This is a genomic window from Pseudomonas sp. Choline-02u-1 (assembly GCF_002836515.1).
Classification (GTDB): domain Bacteria; phylum Pseudomonadota; class Gammaproteobacteria; order Pseudomonadales; family Pseudomonadaceae; genus Aquipseudomonas.
Genome location: NZ_PJBC01000065.1, coordinates 163,530 through 178,688, shown reverse-complemented (window position 1 = coordinate 178,688; position 15,159 = coordinate 163,530). Strand labels below are relative to the sequence as shown.

Below are 15,159 nucleotides of genomic sequence, written 5' to 3'. Positions count from 1 at the left end.
GGAGTGTTCACATGGTCAAGTCGTTAGCGCTGTTGTTGCTGAGCGGTACGCTGGCGGCCTGCGGGAGTACCCCGAAGGCCGACGCGACGCCAGCACCGAGCGAGCCGCACAAGGGCTGTTATCAGGCCGACTGGCAGGCCGAAACCAACCCGGTGCTGAACAAGCGATCCGGGCCGGACGGTCTGGAGAAATACGAGACGCAAAGCCCGGCCAAGGAACATGGTTGTCCTTGACGGGTCTGACTCTTAACTCAGGGCTGGCGGCGTGCGCCGTCAGCCGAGGAACACGGATGAAAGGCTTGATCGCCATTGCGGCGTTGGCATTGTTGGGCGGTTGCGCGCAGTTGAACCTGTTTCAGTCGTCTGCTCCGGCGGACAACTGGACCACCTGGACCTGCGACAGCCAGGCCAAGGTGCTGTGGCGTTACGCCGATGCCGGCCAGAAGGAAGTCGATGTGCGACTGGGCGGCGGCGATCAGGTCTATCGCCTGAAAGAAGAGCCGGGCGCGTCGGGCACGCTGTACAGCGACGGCATGCTGGCGTTCCACGTCAAGGGTGATGAAGGCCTGGTGTACTGGGTCGCCACCAATGACCTGATTGGCCGTGGTTGTAAAGCCGAGTAAGACGATTGATTTGATTCACAGCGATCCAGATGTGGGAGCGGGCTTGCTCGCGAAGGCGGTGGATCAGCTCGCATAAGATGTTGAATGTTTAACCGCATTCGCGAGCAAGCCCGCTCCCACAGTGGTTGTCTGTAGTTCTTGAGATTTTGCATCACCGAATTCGCAGCCCGGGCCTCAACCCCCGATCTGCATTAACTTGAATAGCCGCCGCCGCTCCGGCAGGCTGGCACGATCAACGACCCTCAACCGGGAGAGACACACACAATGGCACTTATCAGCATGCGCCAGATGCTGGACCACGCAGCCGAGTTCGGCTACGGCGTTCCAGCTTTCAACGTCAACAACCTTGAGCAGATGCGCGCCATCATGGAAGCCGCTGACAAGACTGACTCCCCGGTGATCGTCCAGGCTTCGGCCGGCGCCCGCAAATACGCCGGCGCGCCTTTCCTGCGTCACCTGATCCTCGCCGCGATCGAAGAATTCCCACACATCCCGGTGTGCATGCACCAGGACCACGGCACCAGCCCTGACGTCTGCCAGCGCTCCATCCAGCTGGGCTTCAGCTCGGTAATGATGGACGGCTCGCTGGGCGAAGACGGCAAGACCCCGACCGACTACGACTACAACGTCCGCGTTACCCAACAAACCGTCGCCATGGCCCACGCCTGCGGCGTTTCGGTAGAGGGCGAGCTGGGCTGCCTGGGTTCACTGGAAACCGGCATGGCCGGTGAAGAAGACGGCATCGGCGCCGAAGGCGTTCTGGATCACAGCCAGATGCTGACCGACCCGGAAGAAGCCGCTGACTTCGTCAAGCGCACCCAGGTCGATGCCCTGGCTATCGCCATCGGCACCAGCCACGGCGCCTACAAGTTCACCAAGCCACCTACCGGTGACGTGCTGGCGATCGACCGCATCAAGGAAATCCACAAGCGCATCCCGAACACTCACCTGGTGATGCACGGCTCGTCCTCGGTGCCACAAGAGTGGCTGGCGATCATCAACCAGTACGGCGGCGACATCAAAGAAACCTACGGCGTACCGGTTGAAGAAATCGTCGAAGGCATCAAGCATGGCGTGCGCAAGGTCAACATCGACACCGACCTGCGCCTGGCATCCACCGGCGCGATGCGTCGCCTGATGGCCACCAACCCGAGCGAATTCGACCCACGTAAATTCTTCGGCGCCACCGTGACTGCTATGCGTGACGTGTGCATCGCTCGTTATGAAGCGTTCGGTACCGCCGGTAATGCTTCGAAGATCAAACCGATCTCGCTGGAAGCGATGTACCAGCGTTATCTGAAGGGTGAGTTGAACGCGAAGGTCAACTAAGCCTGAGTGTTGAGCTGACATGAAAAAACCCGCCGAGAGGCGGGTTTTTTGTGGGCGTAATTAAACAAATATTTTCGCTATCTCTTCAAGCGTGGGCATGACTGCTGGATTGACGGTGAGCTCGTCGACGAAGAGTCCTTTATCAGTGACTACTCCTTCAGTTCAACGTGATCCAGTGCCTGATTCACTGCCAGTTCACCGAGCATGACGACCTGCGCGATCCCCAGCGCGGTTTTGCGATGCGAGTTGTCGAGCATCGCGGCGAAGTTGTTGAGCATGACGCTGGCTGAGCCCAAGGTTTCGCTGGCGTTGGCCAGCAGGGATTCGGTGTTGTATTTCGGGTTTGCGAAGTACATGGGCTCGGGTTCGTTGGTGCTCGCCATGATAAGGGTGACGGGGTTGAGGTAGTGGTCGAGGGCGCGTTCGGCGGCGTCGTTGAGTTTTTTTGAGTTGAGGGATTCGTATGGCGAGGCCGGGTCGGTGACCGGCGGGTGTGGCGTTGATTTAGTCATTTGCTCGAAACCTGATTGGAGTGCCTCCGCTCTGGCTACTAATCAAAGTGGAGGCAACTGTACGCAGGTTAGTAGACCGGGGTTTCGAGCAAGCCGGCGCACCCGAAGGTGCCCTGCGCACAGCTGCCATCAAGCGCAGGAATCGAAATCCCCGACTGACAGATGCTTGTGCATCACGCTTGAAACCGCGGGCTACTAAACCCGATCACTGGGAATCAGTGACACGAATCAAGTTACCGATGGCCCGCCAGGCGCACAAGCCGGCGAATTCTGGCGTAGTGGTAGGCAACGACGCAAGCTGTTGTAAGCATCCGGAAGTAACCGCTGACAGCTCTAAACAGCGCTGTTTAAAGGTAGGAGCTGCCGAAGGCTGCGATCTTTTGATTCTGTCTTTTTAGAATCAAAAACAAGATCAAAAGATCGCAGCCTCCGGCAGCTCCTACAGTAGGATTTGCGTTACTTGTCGTGATCAATATCCAGTTTGGTAAACGTCACCTGCCCACCCTCGCTGGTGTACCCGGTGTTGTCCTGCACATACACCCCGGCTTTGAAATACAACGGCTTGTCCCGCCAGGTCGCGCTGACCTGTGAATCCCACTGATAACCTGCCGCACTCACGCCCAGCGCCCCGCCGGGGCTCAAGTGGATGAGGTAGTTGAATTCGCGATCGAGCTTGATGCCGGTGGCGAGGGTGATGACGCGGCTTTCTTCGTCATCGGGGCGCATGCGCACTTTGATCACCAGGTTGCCGGTCTCGGTTTTGGTTTTGTATTGGTATTCGAGTTTGACCATCGGCCGCTGGCTCTCGTACGCATGAATCTGGCCGATGACAATCTTGCCCGAGCTGGGCACTTTGTTTACCGCGAGGGTCGCGCGCAGCAGGTTATCGGCGTCCGGGTAGTACCAGTTGCGCAGGGTGCCGTTGCTGTAGGTTTCGCGCAGTTCGGTGCGCGGGTACACGGCGTTTTCGGTTTTTGACCCGGTAACCGGGGACCAGAAAAACAAGGTGCCGGTGTCGGAATGGAAGTATTGATCCTTGAAGCCGTTCACCAGTTTTTCGGTTTCGACGGTGTACGGCGGGCTGCCAACGGGAACGCTGAGGTTCCAGGTTGCGAGATCGATCATGTCGGTTCTTCCACTCGATTCATCCTGAACGCGGGTGCCAGAAGCTCTAGCCCGCGCCTTTTTCGGGGCGCCTTTATAAGCGTAGCGGCTATTTTTGTTAATGCCCGTCCGGCGGTTGATTGACGTCAACATCCTGTCGAAATGCCATCCTCCCCGGTTTTCGGGGGCTGTAGCGGTGACCGTTAGTCGGCTCGATGGAACATTGGCCAAATGATGGCGAAGCGGCAGCTTCTGCTTTGCCGCATCCGCGACTAGAGTGAAGGCTCAGTATGTCTATGGTTTTGCCGGCAACCGGTCCCGAAAAGAGAAGCAGCATGGAATGCGCGCAACCCCAGCCAGGTGAAGGCAGCTCGGTCCTTTTGATCGTCGATGATTACCCCGAAAATCTGATCAGCATGCGCGCCTTGCTGCAGCGGCAGGATTGGCACGTGATGACCGCGGCCTCGGGTTTCGAGGCGCTCAACCTTTTGCTCGAACACGATATCGACCTGGTCCTGCTTGATGTGCAGATGCCCGGCATGGACGGTTTCGAGGTCGCGCGGCTGATGCGCGGCAGCCAGCGCACGCGGCTGACGCCCATCATTTTCCTCACCGCCAACGAGCAATCCCAGGATGCCGTGATCAAGGGCTACGCCAGCGGTGCGGTGGATTACCTGTTCAAGCCGTTCGATCCGCAAATCCTCAAGCCCAAGGTCCAGGCGTTGCTTGAGCACCAGCGCAATCGCCGCGCCTTGCAGCGCCTGAGTCATGACCTGGAAGTGGCGCGCGCCTTCAACGCCTCGGTGCTGGATAACGCCGCCGAAGGCATTCTGGTGCTGAGCGAGGACGGCGTGATCCGCTTTGCCAATCCGGCGATTTCGCGGCTGCTCAACGCGCCGGTGAAGGAACTCGAAGGCAAGGAGTTTCTCGATTTCCTGCAGAAACCGCACATTGCGCTGTGGGCCGATTCCGAGTTCTACGCCGGCTACCAGCGCGGCGAAACCCTGCGCCTGCATGATGCATTGCTGCGTACTGCGCCCGGGCAGCAAGTGCCGGTGGCATTGTCCTGCGCGCCGCTGCCCTCGGAGCAGCACGCGATGGTGGTGACTGTGCTGGACATGTCGGTGGTGCGTCACTTGCACCAGCAGCTGGAGTTCCAGGCGGTGACCGACCCGCTGACCGGCCTGCTCAACCGGCGCGGGTTCTACCAGACCGTGGAAAACCTGCTGTTGCGCGGGGAGCGCAGCGACAGCAGTTGGGTGTTGCTCTATCTCGATCTCGACGGTTTCAAGCGGGTCAATGATTCACTTGGGCATGATGCCGGTGACCGTGTGTTGCGCTGGGTCTCCGAACAACTGAAGGCGTGCCTGCGGCCCTTCGATATTCTCGCGCGCATGGGCGGCGATGAATTTACCGCGCTGCTGGATCTGGAGTTTCCCGAGCAAGCGGCGAAAATTGCCGAGAAGCTCATCGAACGGGTGTCGGTCTGTCAGCAGATCGAAGGTCTGGATATTGTCCTTGGCGCCAGCATCGGCATTGCCACCTATCCCGACTGTGGCCGCAATCTTGATGGCTTGCTGCGCGCCTCGGACATTGCCATGTACGAAGCCAAACGTGCCGGGCGTCAGCAATATCGCTTCTATGATCCTGAAATGAACGGCCGCGCACGCTCGCGCCTGATGCTTGAAGACAGCGTGCGCGAGGCCATCGAGAATCGCGATTTCAATCTGGTCTATCAGCCGCAGGTCGCGATTGGCAGTGGGCGGATTCGTGGCTTCGAAGCGCTGCTGCGCTGGCAGCATCCGAGTGTCGGCGATGTGCCGCCGGGGCTGTTTCTGCCGCTGCTGGAAGAGGCACGGTTGATCAGTCGCCTCGGCAGCTGGATCTATCACCGTGGCGCTGGCCAGCGTAAAGCCTGGGAAAGGCTGTTCGCTGATGATCTGGTGCTCGGTGTGAGCCTCAGCAACACCCAGTTCGGCCTGCCGAATCTGGTCACCGAGTTGCGCCAGGTCATGGAGCGCCATGCCCTGCAGCCACGTCAGCTGGAAGTCGAGGTCACCGAAGAAGCTCTGATGCAAAACCCCGATGAAACCCGCAAACAGCTGCGGCTGTTGCGTCATTTCGGCGTGCGCGTGGCGCTGGATGACTTCGGTTCCGGGCCGTGCTCACTGGCGCATCTGCGTGATCTGGAACTGGACACGCTGAAGCTCGACCGCCACGTGATCGCACGCTTGCCGGACTCGCCGCGCGACGCTGCACTGGTGCGTATGGTCATCGACCTGTGCAAGCAATACGGTCTGCTGGTAATCGCCGAAGGGGTGGAAACCGTCGAGCAATATCGGTGGCTGCAAGCCCATGGCTGCGAATACGTGCAGGGCTTTCTGGTGGCGCGACCCCTGGTCGCCGAGGAGGCCGTCCGCTTCGCCGAGCCGTTCGACTGGAGCGCGCTGCCCGGCTGAATTCGCTACACTGGCGCACCATTTTTTCCAACCGTGCTGCCCGCCCATGACTGCGTTGAAGTACCTCCAGGCCTATCCCGAGCGTTTGCAGGATCAGGTGCGCCAATTGATCGCCGAAGGGCGGTTGGGTGATTACCTCGATCAGCGCTATTCGGGGCGACATGACGTGCAAAGCGACAAGGCCCTGTACAACTACGCGCTGGATCTCAAGCAGCAGTACATGCGTAACGCGCCGGCCATCGACAAGGTGCTGTTCGACAACCGCCTCGACCTGACCCACCGCGCCCTCGGTCTGCACACCACGGTTTCGCGAGTGCAGGGCGGCAAGCTGAAGGCCAACAAGGAAATCCGCATCGCCTCGCTGTTCAAGGACGCCGCGCCGGACTTTCTGAAGATGATCGTGGTGCACGAACTGGCGCACTTCAAGGAATCAGACCACAACAAGGCGTTCTATAAATTGTGCGAGCACATGTTGCCCGGGTATCACCAGATCGAGTTCGATCTGCGCGTGTACCTGACGTGGCGGGATATGCAGGTTTAACCAATCAGGAAGATGTGGATGGACGTCAGCAAGACCAAGAGCAGTTTCTACCGCCGTTTATACGTGGCTTATCTGATCGATAGCGGCCTGGCGCCAAGTGTGCCGACGCTGACCGAAGTCACCGGCATGCCTCGACGCACGGCGCAGGACACCATCGCCGCGCTGGCCGATCTGGATATCGTTTGTGAATTCGAACAGGAACAGGGCGCGCGCAATCATGCCGGGCGCTATCGAATTCGCGAATGGGGGGCAATTGATCGCGGGTGGATCGAGCGCAATTTGCGGCAAATAAAAGCGGTGCTGGAATATCCGTGATGTCTGCAGTACCTGAGACTGACGTCTTCGCGAGCGAGCCCGCTCCCACAGTAGACCGGCTTCTGCAGTCAGAGCATGGTCAAATGTGCGCGCGAGCTTGCTTGCAAAGGGCCTCAGGAGCGACGCATTCCGATGTGGGGAATGCCATCCTCCAGATACTGCTCACCCGCCACTTCAAAGCCGTACCTACCGTAATACCCCTGCAAATGCGCCTGCGCCGATAGATAGATTGGCACCTGCGGCCAATGCTTTTGCGCCTGTTTCAGCGCTTGTTCCATCATTGCGTGGCCCAGCCCTTTGCCCCGACCGGCAGGCGCGGTGATCACACGGCCAATCACCACGTCGCCGCCCTGGGATTCCGGATCGAGCAGGCGCAGATAAGCCATCAACTGATCGTCCTCCCAGCCCATCAAATGGTAGGTATCGCCTTCCAGATCCTGGCCGTCGAGGTCCGGATAGGCGCATTTCTGTTCGACCACGAACACGTCCGATCGCAGCTTCAGCAGCGCGTACAGCTGCTCTTTACCCAGATCGCTGTGATGTTTGCAGATCCACTCGATTGTCATTTTTCGATTCCTTGAGCATGTGGCCCGATACTAAGCGCACTGGCTCCGTCTGTCTGTATGGCGCAACAGTCTGTGATAAAGGTCAAAATGCCATCATTCCTTTCGCGCGGCGCCTGCGACTTTGTGTAATCTGCTGAAAAGCGCTGGGCACTGGCTCGCATGAGCCAATGTCCAAGGGTTGGGTGTTGCCGGTAAGGGGCCTTGGGTTTTTGGCGTGAAGACGCGTCGGGCGGTGCCCGCTGAGGATGTTCAAGCATGCTGCGATTGCTTCAAGCCGTTGCGTTGATCGGACTGCTGTCGCTCGGCCAGGATGCTGCAGCGCAGAAGCTGCGGCTGGCGTTCGATAACTGGCCGCCGTTTACCGACGATGCGCTGGTCAACGGTGGACTGGCTACCGATATTGTCAGCACCGCACTGGCTCGCGCCGGTTATGCCAGCGGGTACGAGCAAGTGCCTTGGGCACGGGCGTTGCTGGGGATTGGCGAAGGACGTTACGACGTGCTGGTCAACGCCTGGTACAACGACGAACGCACGCAGATCGGCCAGTTCTCCGGCGAGTACCTGATCAACCGCATTCGCTTTCTCAAGCGCAAAGATGCACCTATTGACTACAGCAACCTTGAGCAACTGCACACCTATCCTGTTGCAGTGGTGCGCGGGTATGCCTATTCCGCACCGTTCGATGCCGACACGGCGATGCAGAAAGTGCCTGTGCATAACTTCGCCATGGGCGTGCGCATGCTTGCGGCGGACCGGGTCAAGCTGACGCTGGAAGATGAGTATGTGGCCAAGTATTACCTGGCACGGGAATCGGCCAAGGTACGCAATTCGGTGGAGTTTTTACCCAAGCCGCTGAGTGAGAACAGCCTGCATATTCTGGTCAGTCTGAAAAATCCGCAGCATGAGCAGATTGTCGCCGGGTTTGATCGGGCGATTGCAGCGATGAAGGCTGACGGGACATATGACAAGTTGCTGCGGCGCCATGGCATGTGAGGCTGATCCAGCATCTGCTGTGCGGCTGGTGGCCCTTTGGCGAGCAAGCCCGCCCGCGAAGGCGCTCTTTCAGCCAGCGCTGACCTCACTGGTGTCCTTGATCAAATGCGCCGCCAACGTGCGAAGCGGCCCCAGCTGCCGGCAAATCAGCGCCAATTGCGTCTGCACCAACCGCTGCCCTTCATCAATCTCGTCCGGCATCTGCTCCAGCTCATTGGCCAGCGCTTCCTCTTCATCACTCTGAATGGCAATCGGCTGCTTGCTGGCCAGGCCTTGGGCGATTTCGTCGATGCTGGTCGCCAGTTTCACCCCGGCGCCTTCGATCAGATGCTCACGCACTTCGGCTGGCAACTGCGTCTCGCGGTGGGCGCCCAGGCCTGAGAGGTAGCTGAGCAACGTGTGCGACAGCACCAGAAAACGGAAACCGACATCCGCCTCCTTACGGAAATGCCCCGGCTCCATGAGCATGTTTGCCAGGGTCGTCGACAATGCCGCATCGGCGTTGTGCGCGTTGCGTCGGGCCAGGCGATAAGCGAGGTCGTCGCTCTTGCCGGCGGCGTATTGCTGCATGATCTGGCGCAGGTAGATGCTGTTGCAGGTCAGTGTGTTGGCCAGCACCTTGTTCAGGCGCCGACCCTGCCAGTCCGGCAGGAACAGGAACACCGCCAGCCCCGCAATCAGGCTACCCAGCAACGTATCGAACAGGCGCGGCAGGAACAGCCCGTAGCCATCGCCGACCTGATTGAAGCAGAACAGCACCATGATGGTGATCGCTGCAGTCGCCAGCGTATAGCGGGTCGTGCGGTTGGTGAAGAACACCACGCCGGCAGCGATGGCGAAGCACGATTGCACCACCGGGCTGGGAAACAGATCGAACAGCGCCCAGGCCACCGTCAGGCCAATGGCCGTGCCGATGATCCGCTGGCCGAGCTTGCGCCGGGTGGCGCCGTAATTCGGCTGGCAGACGAACAGCGTGGTGAGAATGATCCAGTAGCCTTGCGACGGGTGGATGAGGTGCACCATGCCGTAGCCGATGCTCAGCGCCAATGGCAGGCGCAGAGCGTGGCGGAACAGCAGCGAGGTCGGCGTCAGTTGCGTGCGCAGGCGAATCCACACGTCCTTGAGATTGCGCGGTGAGCGGTCGAGCAGGCTGCTGTCGGTCGCATCAGCGAGGGCATCCGGATTGCTCGCATCGCTGAGCAAGCGGTCGAGGGTGCCGAGGTTGGCCGCCAGTGCGCGCAGCGAGCGCAGCAGCCCGCGCCATGCCGGGTTGCTCTGGATGCGCAAGTGTTCGAGGGAGGCATGCAGGTCGTTCAGGGCTTCGGCGAAACTGGCGTCATAGATGAACGGCTGGCGCATCTGGATCGATTCGGCCAGGGCGCGGCAGGCCTTGCCTTGCTGGCGCAGCAGGCGCTGGCAGCGGAACAGCACGTCACTGTGGAAGAACGCCTCGGCCAGTGCGTTGTAAGGGTAGTGCGAGGAGCTGGCGCGTTCGTGGATGTCCTGGGCAAGGAAGTACAGCTTCAGATACCGGCTGACTTTGGAGCCCGGCCGACCGTTGCCGACCCGGTGCAGGATGATTTCCTTGGCTGTGTTCAGTGCGGCGACCACGCGCCCATTCTGCTGCGCCAGTTCCAGACGGCGGGCTTCGACGTCCATTTGCCGGATGGGCTCGAACAGCGAGGATTTCAGCTTCAGGTAAAGGCCCAGTTCGCGGAACAGCCGCGCCAGACTCTGCTGCACCGGCTGATTGGAAAACAGCGCCTGCCACAGCACCGAGAGCAAGCCGTACCACGCCGCGCCGGCGACCAGCAGCATCGGTTCGTGCCAGAAATCGGTAACCGCGCCGCCGCGCTGATCGACGCCGATCATCGTGTACACGGAAAGGATCAAGGTTGCCGAAGCGATCGCCCCATAACGCTCGCCCAGCGCACCGAGCATGGTCAGCCCGAAACTGGCCAGCGCCAGGGCTACGGCGAAAATGATCGGGTAGGGGAAGAGCAATTCCACCGACAGCGCGGCGATGCTGAAACACACCAGCGTCACCGCCAGAGCGTTGAGACGACCCTGCCAACTGTCATCGGTCTCGGCCAGGGCGCTGGCGATGATGCCGAGGAACAACGGGATCAGCAGGCCCATTTCATCCTGATGCCAGCACAGCGCCATGCTGCCGGTCAGGGCGATGAATACCCGCACGCTGTAACTGAATTTATCCAGCGCCCACAGGCGCCGCAAAGACTGACGAAACGAGGTCGAGGACATGAAGTGCGAAGGCCTTCCGAGGCGATGCCGCTAAATTGAGCCAGTAATGACGCCGACGCAATGGCGCCGAGCACATCTGACAGCAAAAAGTGTTCCTGACTGCATCACACGGAGCAAATGTGGGAGCGGGCTTGCTCGCGAAAGCAGAGTGTCAGCCAACGATGATTTTGAATGACACACCGCATTCGCGAGCAAGCCCGCTCCCACGGTTTTGATTTGCGCTGGATCAGACGTACTGCGCGGCGGCGTAGCCCGAGGCCCATGCCCATTGAAAGTTGAACCCGCCCAGATGGCCGGTGACATCCAGCACTTCACCAATGAAATACAGACCCGGGCTTTTCAGCGATTCCATGGTTTTGGACGACACTTCACGGGTATCGACGCCACCCAGGGTCACCTCGGCCGTGCGATAGCCTTCGGTGCCTGCCGGCACGACTTTCCAGCTGCCCAGTTTGTCGGCGATCTCGGCCAGTTCGGCGTGGGTGTACTGTTTCATCGGTTTGGAGACGAACCAGTTGTCTGCCAACAGATTGGCCATCTTCTTGGTGAAGATTTCGCCGAGCAGCGTCTTCAGCTCGCTGTTCGGCCGTTCGGCCACTTGCTGCTGCAGCCAGCTTGCGGCGTCGTAATCCGGCAGCAGATTGATTTCCACCGTATCGCCCGACTCCCAGAACGAGGAAATCTGCAGAATCGCCGGGCCACTGAGGCCACGGTGAGTGAACAGGATGTTTTCGCGAAAACTCTGCTCGTTGCAGCTGACCAGGCAATCCACCGAAGTGCCGGACAGCTCGGTACACAGTTCCTTGAGCTGATCGGTGATGGTGAACGGCACCAGCCCGGCGCGGGTCGGCAGCAACTCATGGCCGAACTGTTTCGCTACCTGATAGCCGAAACCGGTGGCGCCCAGGGTCGGAATCGATAGCCCGCCGGTCGCGATCACCAGCGATTGGCATTGGATCTGGACAAGGGTGGTGTCGAGCAGATAACCGCTGTCGGTTTTTTCGATGGTCTGGATCGAGGTGTCCAGGTGCAGCTCGACGCCGGCCTGATCGCATTCATCAAGGAGCATGCCGAGGATGTCGCTGGATTTGTTATCGCAGAACAGCTGGCCGAGTTTCTTCTCGTGGTACGGCACGCCATGTTTGCCGACCAGACCGATGAAATCCCACTGGGTGTAACGCGCCAGAGCGGATTTGCAGAAATGCGGATTCTGCGAGAGGAAATTGCTCGGCTCGGTGTACATGTTGGTGAAGTTGCAGCGGCCACCGCCCGACATGAGGATTTTCTTGCCAGCCTTGTTCGCGTGATCGAGCAGCAACACCTGACGCCCGCGCCCGGCGGCGGTCAGTGCACACATCAACCCAGCGGCGCCAGCGCCAATGATCACGACTTCGGTAGAGCGCAAAACGGTGTCCTCTGAAATGTCACCACAAAACGAACTGTAGGAGCTGCCGCAGGCTGCGATCTTTTGATCTTGCTCTTAAAAAACAAAGTCAAAAGATCGCAGCCTGCGGCAGCTCCTACAGGGGAGTTACGTTGTTCTTACAAAATGCGTACGCGCAACGAGCGGCCCTTGATCTTGCCGTCATTCAAACGCTGCAGGGCCTGCATGGCCACGGTGCGTTCCACGGCAACGTAGGCCTGGAAATCGAAGATCGCGATCTTGCCCACCTGCGCGCCGGGAATGCCGGCTTCGCCCGTCAACGCGCCAAGAATGTCGCCCGGACGCACTTTGTCTTTACGGCCGGCGCCGATGCACAGGGTGGTCATCGGCGGTTGCAGCGGCGCCAGGCCCTGGGACTTGAGATTGTCGATCTGATCCCAGTTCAACGGCGCCTTCTGCAATTGTTCGATGGCTTGCGCGCGGTGCGCTTCGGATGGCGCGACGAGGCTGATGGCAATGCCTTTCTCGCCAGCCCGACCGGTACGGCCGACGCGGTGGATGTGGATTTCCGAATCGCGGGCCAGTTCGACGTTGATCACCATGTCCAGCGCATCGATATCCAGACCACGGGCGGCGACGTCGGTGGCGACCAGCACCGAGGTGCTGCGGTTGGCGAACATCGCCAGCACCTGATCGCGGTCACGCTGTTCCAGATCGCCGTGCAGGCCGACGGCGGAAATGCCCTTGGCGGTCAGGTGATCGACGGTTTCCTGAACCTGCTGCTTGGTGAAGCAGAACGCCACGCAAGACGCCGGACGGAAGTGGTGCAGGACTTTGGTCACCGCGCTCATGCGCTCTTCCGGGGAAATCTCGTAGAAGCGCTGCTCGATCTGCGTGTCGTCGTGGAAGGCTTCAGCCTTGACGGTCTGCGGATCGCGCATGAATTTCGAGGCCAGTTGCTTGATGCCCACCGGGTAGGTCGCGGAGAACAGCAGAGTCTGCCGGCGCTCCGGGGTCTTGATGATGATGTCTTCGATGGCGTCGTAGAAACCCATGTCGAGCATGCGGTCGGCTTCGTCGAGGATCAGCGTGTTCAGGCCATCGAGCACCAGCGAACCCTTGCGCAAGTGCTGCTGAATGCGCCCCGGGGTGCCGACGATGATGTGCGCGCCGTGCTCCAGCGAAGCGATCTGCGGACCGAACGACACGCCGCCGCACAGGGTCAGGACCTTGATGTTGTCTTCGGCGCGGGCCAGACGGCGGACTTCCTTGGCGACCTGGTCGGCCAGCTCGCGGGTCGGGCAGATCACCAGCGCCTGGCAACCGAAGTAGCGCGGGTTGATCGGGTTGAGCAGGCCGATGCCGAACGCAGCGGTCTTGCCGCTGCCGGTCTTGGCCTGGGCGATCAGGTCCATCCCTTTGAGGATCACCGGCAAGCTCTGCGCCTGGATCGGCGTCATCTGGGCATAACCGAGTGATTCGAGGTTAGCCAGCATGGCGGCGGACAGCGGCAGAGTATTAAAAGCGGTGGCGATGGTGGTCACGGGACTGGCCTGCAAAACAAAATGTCGCGCAGTGTAGCAGCCCCGTGCCCGTTTCCTCGACAGTTCTGGACGAACAGCGATTAATGTTCGATGTGCTCCTGCGGCCGTTTGGCCCGGCGTCCGTCTTCCTTGGACAGCTGCGAGAAGATCGTCGCCGCCAGCATCGCCATCACCCCGACCGTAACGAAGGTCAGCTGGAACGCACCGAGCACGGTTTCCACGCCATCGTTGCCGACTTTCGCGGTGAAGCCGCCGAGCAGCGCGCCGGCGCAGGCCACGCCGAGGCTCAGCGACAACTGCGCCACCACCGACAGCAAACTGTTGCCGCTGCTGGCGCTGGCATCATCGAGATCGATCAGGGTTACCGTGTTCATCGCAGTGAATTGCAGCGAGTTGATCGCACCCAGCACTGCCAGCAGGCACAGCAGCAACCAGTACGGCGTCTGTTCGCTGACCAGACCCATGCTCGCCAGCATGACCCCCAGCGCCAACGTGTTGCCGGTGAGCACGATGCGATAGCCAAGGCGTTCGATCAGCGGCCGCGCCACCCACTTGGCGACCATCGCCGCCGCGGCCAGCGGCAACATGCTCATCCCGGCTTGCGACGGCGAATAGCCCAACGCCACTTGCAACAGCAGCGGCACCAGAAATGGCAAAGCGCCGCTGCCCAGTCGCGCGAACAGGTTGCCGAGAATGCCGACGGCGAAGGTGCGGGTCTTGAACAATGACGGCGCGAACAACGGGTTTTCGATGTGCCCGGCGCGCAGCCAGTACGCCGCCAGACAGGCCATGCCGGCGAACAGCAGCAACATCACCCGCAGGTGCGGCAGGTGCAGTTCACCAAGGCCTTCCATGGCGATGGTGATGAGGATCATCGCCGCGCCGAACAGCAGAAAGCCGAGGCTGTCGAAGCGCGTGCGCTCCGTGCCGCGCAGGTCGGGAATGAATTTCCACACTGCATAACAACCGATGACGCCGACCGGCAGATTGATCAGGAAGATCCAGTGCCACGTCACGTATTCCACCATCCAGCCGCCCATGGTCGGGCCGATGAGTGGGCCGAGCAGGCCGGGAATGGTGATGAAACCCATGATTCGCACCAGTTCCGAGCGCGGATAGGCGCGCAGCACCACCAGCCGCCCGACCGGTAGCATCAGCGCACCACCGAGGCCTTGAATGACGCGGGCGCCGATGAGCATGCCGAGGCTGCTGGACAACGCACAGAGCAGCGAGCCAAAACTGAACAGCAGGATCGCGCCGAAGAAAATCTTCTTGGTGCCGAAGCGGTCGGCAATCCAGCCTGACGCCGGGATCAACAGAGCCACGGTGAGCATGTAGGCGATGATCACGCCCTGCATGCGCAACGGGTCTTCGGCCAGATCGCTGGCCATGGCCGGCAGCGCAGTGTTGAGGATGGTCCCGTCGAGGGACTGCATGAAGAACGCAATGGCGACGACCCACGGCAACCAGCGGGCGGTGATGGCGTCGAGAGGTGGGCGGTTGGGCATGGAACCTCTGTTGTTGGAGT

Annotated in this window: 14 protein-coding genes; 7 read left to right on the top strand and 7 right to left on the bottom strand. The window is 60.3% G+C overall.

Going from position 1 to position 15,159, the window contains the following annotated elements; all coding sequences use genetic code 11:
- Positions 1 to 11 precede the first annotated feature (11 nt).
- The 3 genes from CXF97_RS22325 (at position 12) to fba (ending at position 1,951) form a co-directional block, all read left to right on the top strand.
- Positions 12 to 233, top strand: a complete 222-nt coding sequence (locus tag CXF97_RS22325; RefSeq protein ID WP_101161117.1) for a hypothetical protein — start codon at positions 12 to 14, stop codon at positions 231 to 233.
- A gap of 56 nt (positions 234 to 289) precedes the next feature.
- Complete coding sequence (locus CXF97_RS22320; RefSeq protein ID WP_093097536.1) at positions 290 to 622, top strand: MliC family protein; 333 nt, start codon at positions 290 to 292, stop codon at positions 620 to 622.
- A gap of 264 nt (positions 623 to 886) precedes the next feature.
- Complete coding sequence (gene fba, locus CXF97_RS22315) at positions 887 to 1,951, top strand: class II fructose-bisphosphate aldolase (protein ID WP_008081027.1); 1,065 nt, start codon at positions 887 to 889, stop codon at positions 1,949 to 1,951.
- A 149-nt stretch (positions 1,952 to 2,100) separates the two neighbouring features.
- On the opposite strand, the gene CXF97_RS22310 is transcribed toward fba, so the two are convergent.
- Positions 2,101 to 2,463 (bottom strand): DUF6124 family protein, encoded by a 363-nt coding sequence (locus tag CXF97_RS22310; RefSeq protein WP_101161116.1) that lies wholly within the window; start codon positions 2,461 to 2,463, stop codon positions 2,101 to 2,103.
- 456 nt (positions 2,464 to 2,919) lie between these two features.
- Entirely contained in the window at positions 2,920 to 3,588 is a 669-nt protein-coding gene (locus CXF97_RS22305; RefSeq protein ID WP_101161114.1) for a polysaccharide lyase family 7 protein, read from the bottom strand.
- A 314-nt stretch (positions 3,589 to 3,902) separates the two neighbouring features.
- On the opposite strand from CXF97_RS22305, the gene CXF97_RS22300 reads away from it, so the two are divergent.
- From CXF97_RS22300 to CXF97_RS22290, 3 genes are read left to right on the top strand one after another with little or no spacing between them, the layout of a single operon-like run.
- Entirely contained in the window at positions 3,903 to 6,026 is a 2,124-nt protein-coding gene (locus CXF97_RS22300) for a bifunctional diguanylate cyclase/phosphodiesterase (protein WP_101161112.1), read from the top strand.
- Positions 6,027 to 6,072: 46 nt separating this feature from the next.
- Positions 6,073 to 6,567, top strand: coding sequence for a M48 family metallopeptidase (locus tag CXF97_RS22295; protein WP_101161110.1), 495 nt, complete (start codon positions 6,073 to 6,075; stop codon positions 6,565 to 6,567).
- A gap of 18 nt (positions 6,568 to 6,585) precedes the next feature.
- Positions 6,586 to 6,882: a helix-turn-helix domain-containing protein gene (locus CXF97_RS22290; protein WP_101161107.1), complete on the top strand. Its 297-nt coding sequence runs from the start codon at positions 6,586 to 6,588 to the stop codon at positions 6,880 to 6,882.
- Between the two features lie 113 nt (positions 6,883 to 6,995).
- Here the strand turns inward: CXF97_RS22290 and CXF97_RS22285 are convergent, their stop codons facing one another.
- Positions 6,996 to 7,448: a GNAT family N-acetyltransferase gene (locus CXF97_RS22285; RefSeq protein WP_101161104.1), complete on the bottom strand. Its 453-nt coding sequence runs from the start codon at positions 7,446 to 7,448 to the stop codon at positions 6,996 to 6,998.
- 255 nt (positions 7,449 to 7,703) lie between these two features.
- Here CXF97_RS22285 and CXF97_RS22280 point away from each other — a divergent pair, with 255 nt between their 5' ends.
- Positions 7,704 to 8,441 (top strand): ABC transporter substrate-binding protein, encoded by a 738-nt coding sequence (locus CXF97_RS22280; RefSeq protein ID WP_101161102.1) that lies wholly within the window; start codon positions 7,704 to 7,706, stop codon positions 8,439 to 8,441.
- A gap of 69 nt (positions 8,442 to 8,510) precedes the next feature.
- Here CXF97_RS22280 and yccS read toward each other — a convergent pair whose 3' ends face one another.
- The 4 genes from yccS to mdtD form a co-directional block, all read right to left on the bottom strand.
- Positions 8,511 to 10,703 carry a YccS family putative transporter gene (gene yccS, locus CXF97_RS22275; RefSeq protein WP_101161099.1) on the bottom strand — a complete coding sequence of 731 codons (2,193 nt, stop codon included), beginning with the start codon at positions 10,701 to 10,703 and terminating at the stop codon, positions 8,511 to 8,513.
- Positions 10,704 to 10,929: 226 nt separating this feature from the next.
- Positions 10,930 to 12,108 carry an NAD(P)/FAD-dependent oxidoreductase gene (locus tag CXF97_RS22270; RefSeq protein WP_101161097.1) on the bottom strand — a complete coding sequence of 393 codons (1,179 nt, stop codon included), beginning with the start codon at positions 12,106 to 12,108 and terminating at the stop codon, positions 10,930 to 10,932.
- A gap of 137 nt (positions 12,109 to 12,245) precedes the next feature.
- The gene (gene dbpA / locus CXF97_RS22260; protein WP_024014613.1) at positions 12,246 to 13,631 is read right to left on the bottom strand and encodes an ATP-dependent RNA helicase DbpA; all 1,386 of its coding nucleotides are present in this window, start codon (positions 13,629 to 13,631) and stop codon (positions 12,246 to 12,248) included.
- An 80-nt stretch (positions 13,632 to 13,711) separates the two neighbouring features.
- On the bottom strand, positions 13,712 to 15,139 hold the full coding sequence (gene mdtD / locus CXF97_RS22255) for a multidrug transporter subunit MdtD (RefSeq protein WP_101161095.1): 1,428 nt from the start codon (positions 15,137 to 15,139) through the stop codon (positions 13,712 to 13,714).
- Between the last annotated feature and the right edge of the window lie 20 nt (positions 15,140 to 15,159).

Coding starts and splice junctions, on each gene's coding strand:
- mdtD (WP_101161095.1), bottom strand. CDS start 15,139: ATGCCCAACCGCCCACCTCTCGACGCCATCACCGCCCGCTGGTTGCCG.
- CXF97_RS22295 (WP_101161110.1), top strand. CDS start 6,073: ATGACTGCGTTGAAGTACCTCCAGGCCTATCCCGAGCGTTTGCAGGAT.
- CXF97_RS22280 (WP_101161102.1), top strand. CDS start 7,704: ATGCTGCGATTGCTTCAAGCCGTTGCGTTGATCGGACTGCTGTCGCTC.
- CXF97_RS22290 (WP_101161107.1), top strand. CDS start 6,586: ATGGACGTCAGCAAGACCAAGAGCAGTTTCTACCGCCGTTTATACGTG.
- yccS (WP_101161099.1), bottom strand. CDS start 10,703: ATGTCCTCGACCTCGTTTCGTCAGTCTTTGCGGCGCCTGTGGGCGCTG.
- CXF97_RS22285 (WP_101161104.1), bottom strand. CDS start 7,448: ATGACAATCGAGTGGATCTGCAAACATCACAGCGATCTGGGTAAAGAG.
- CXF97_RS22305 (WP_101161114.1), bottom strand. CDS start 3,588: ATGATCGATCTCGCAACCTGGAACCTCAGCGTTCCCGTTGGCAGCCCG.
- fba (WP_008081027.1), top strand. CDS start 887: ATGGCACTTATCAGCATGCGCCAGATGCTGGACCACGCAGCCGAGTTC.
- CXF97_RS22325 (WP_101161117.1), top strand. CDS start 12: ATGGTCAAGTCGTTAGCGCTGTTGTTGCTGAGCGGTACGCTGGCGGCC.
- CXF97_RS22320 (WP_093097536.1), top strand. CDS start 290: ATGAAAGGCTTGATCGCCATTGCGGCGTTGGCATTGTTGGGCGGTTGC.
- CXF97_RS22310 (WP_101161116.1), bottom strand. CDS start 2,463: ATGACTAAATCAACGCCACACCCGCCGGTCACCGACCCGGCCTCGCCA.
- CXF97_RS22300 (WP_101161112.1), top strand. CDS start 3,903: ATGGAATGCGCGCAACCCCAGCCAGGTGAAGGCAGCTCGGTCCTTTTG.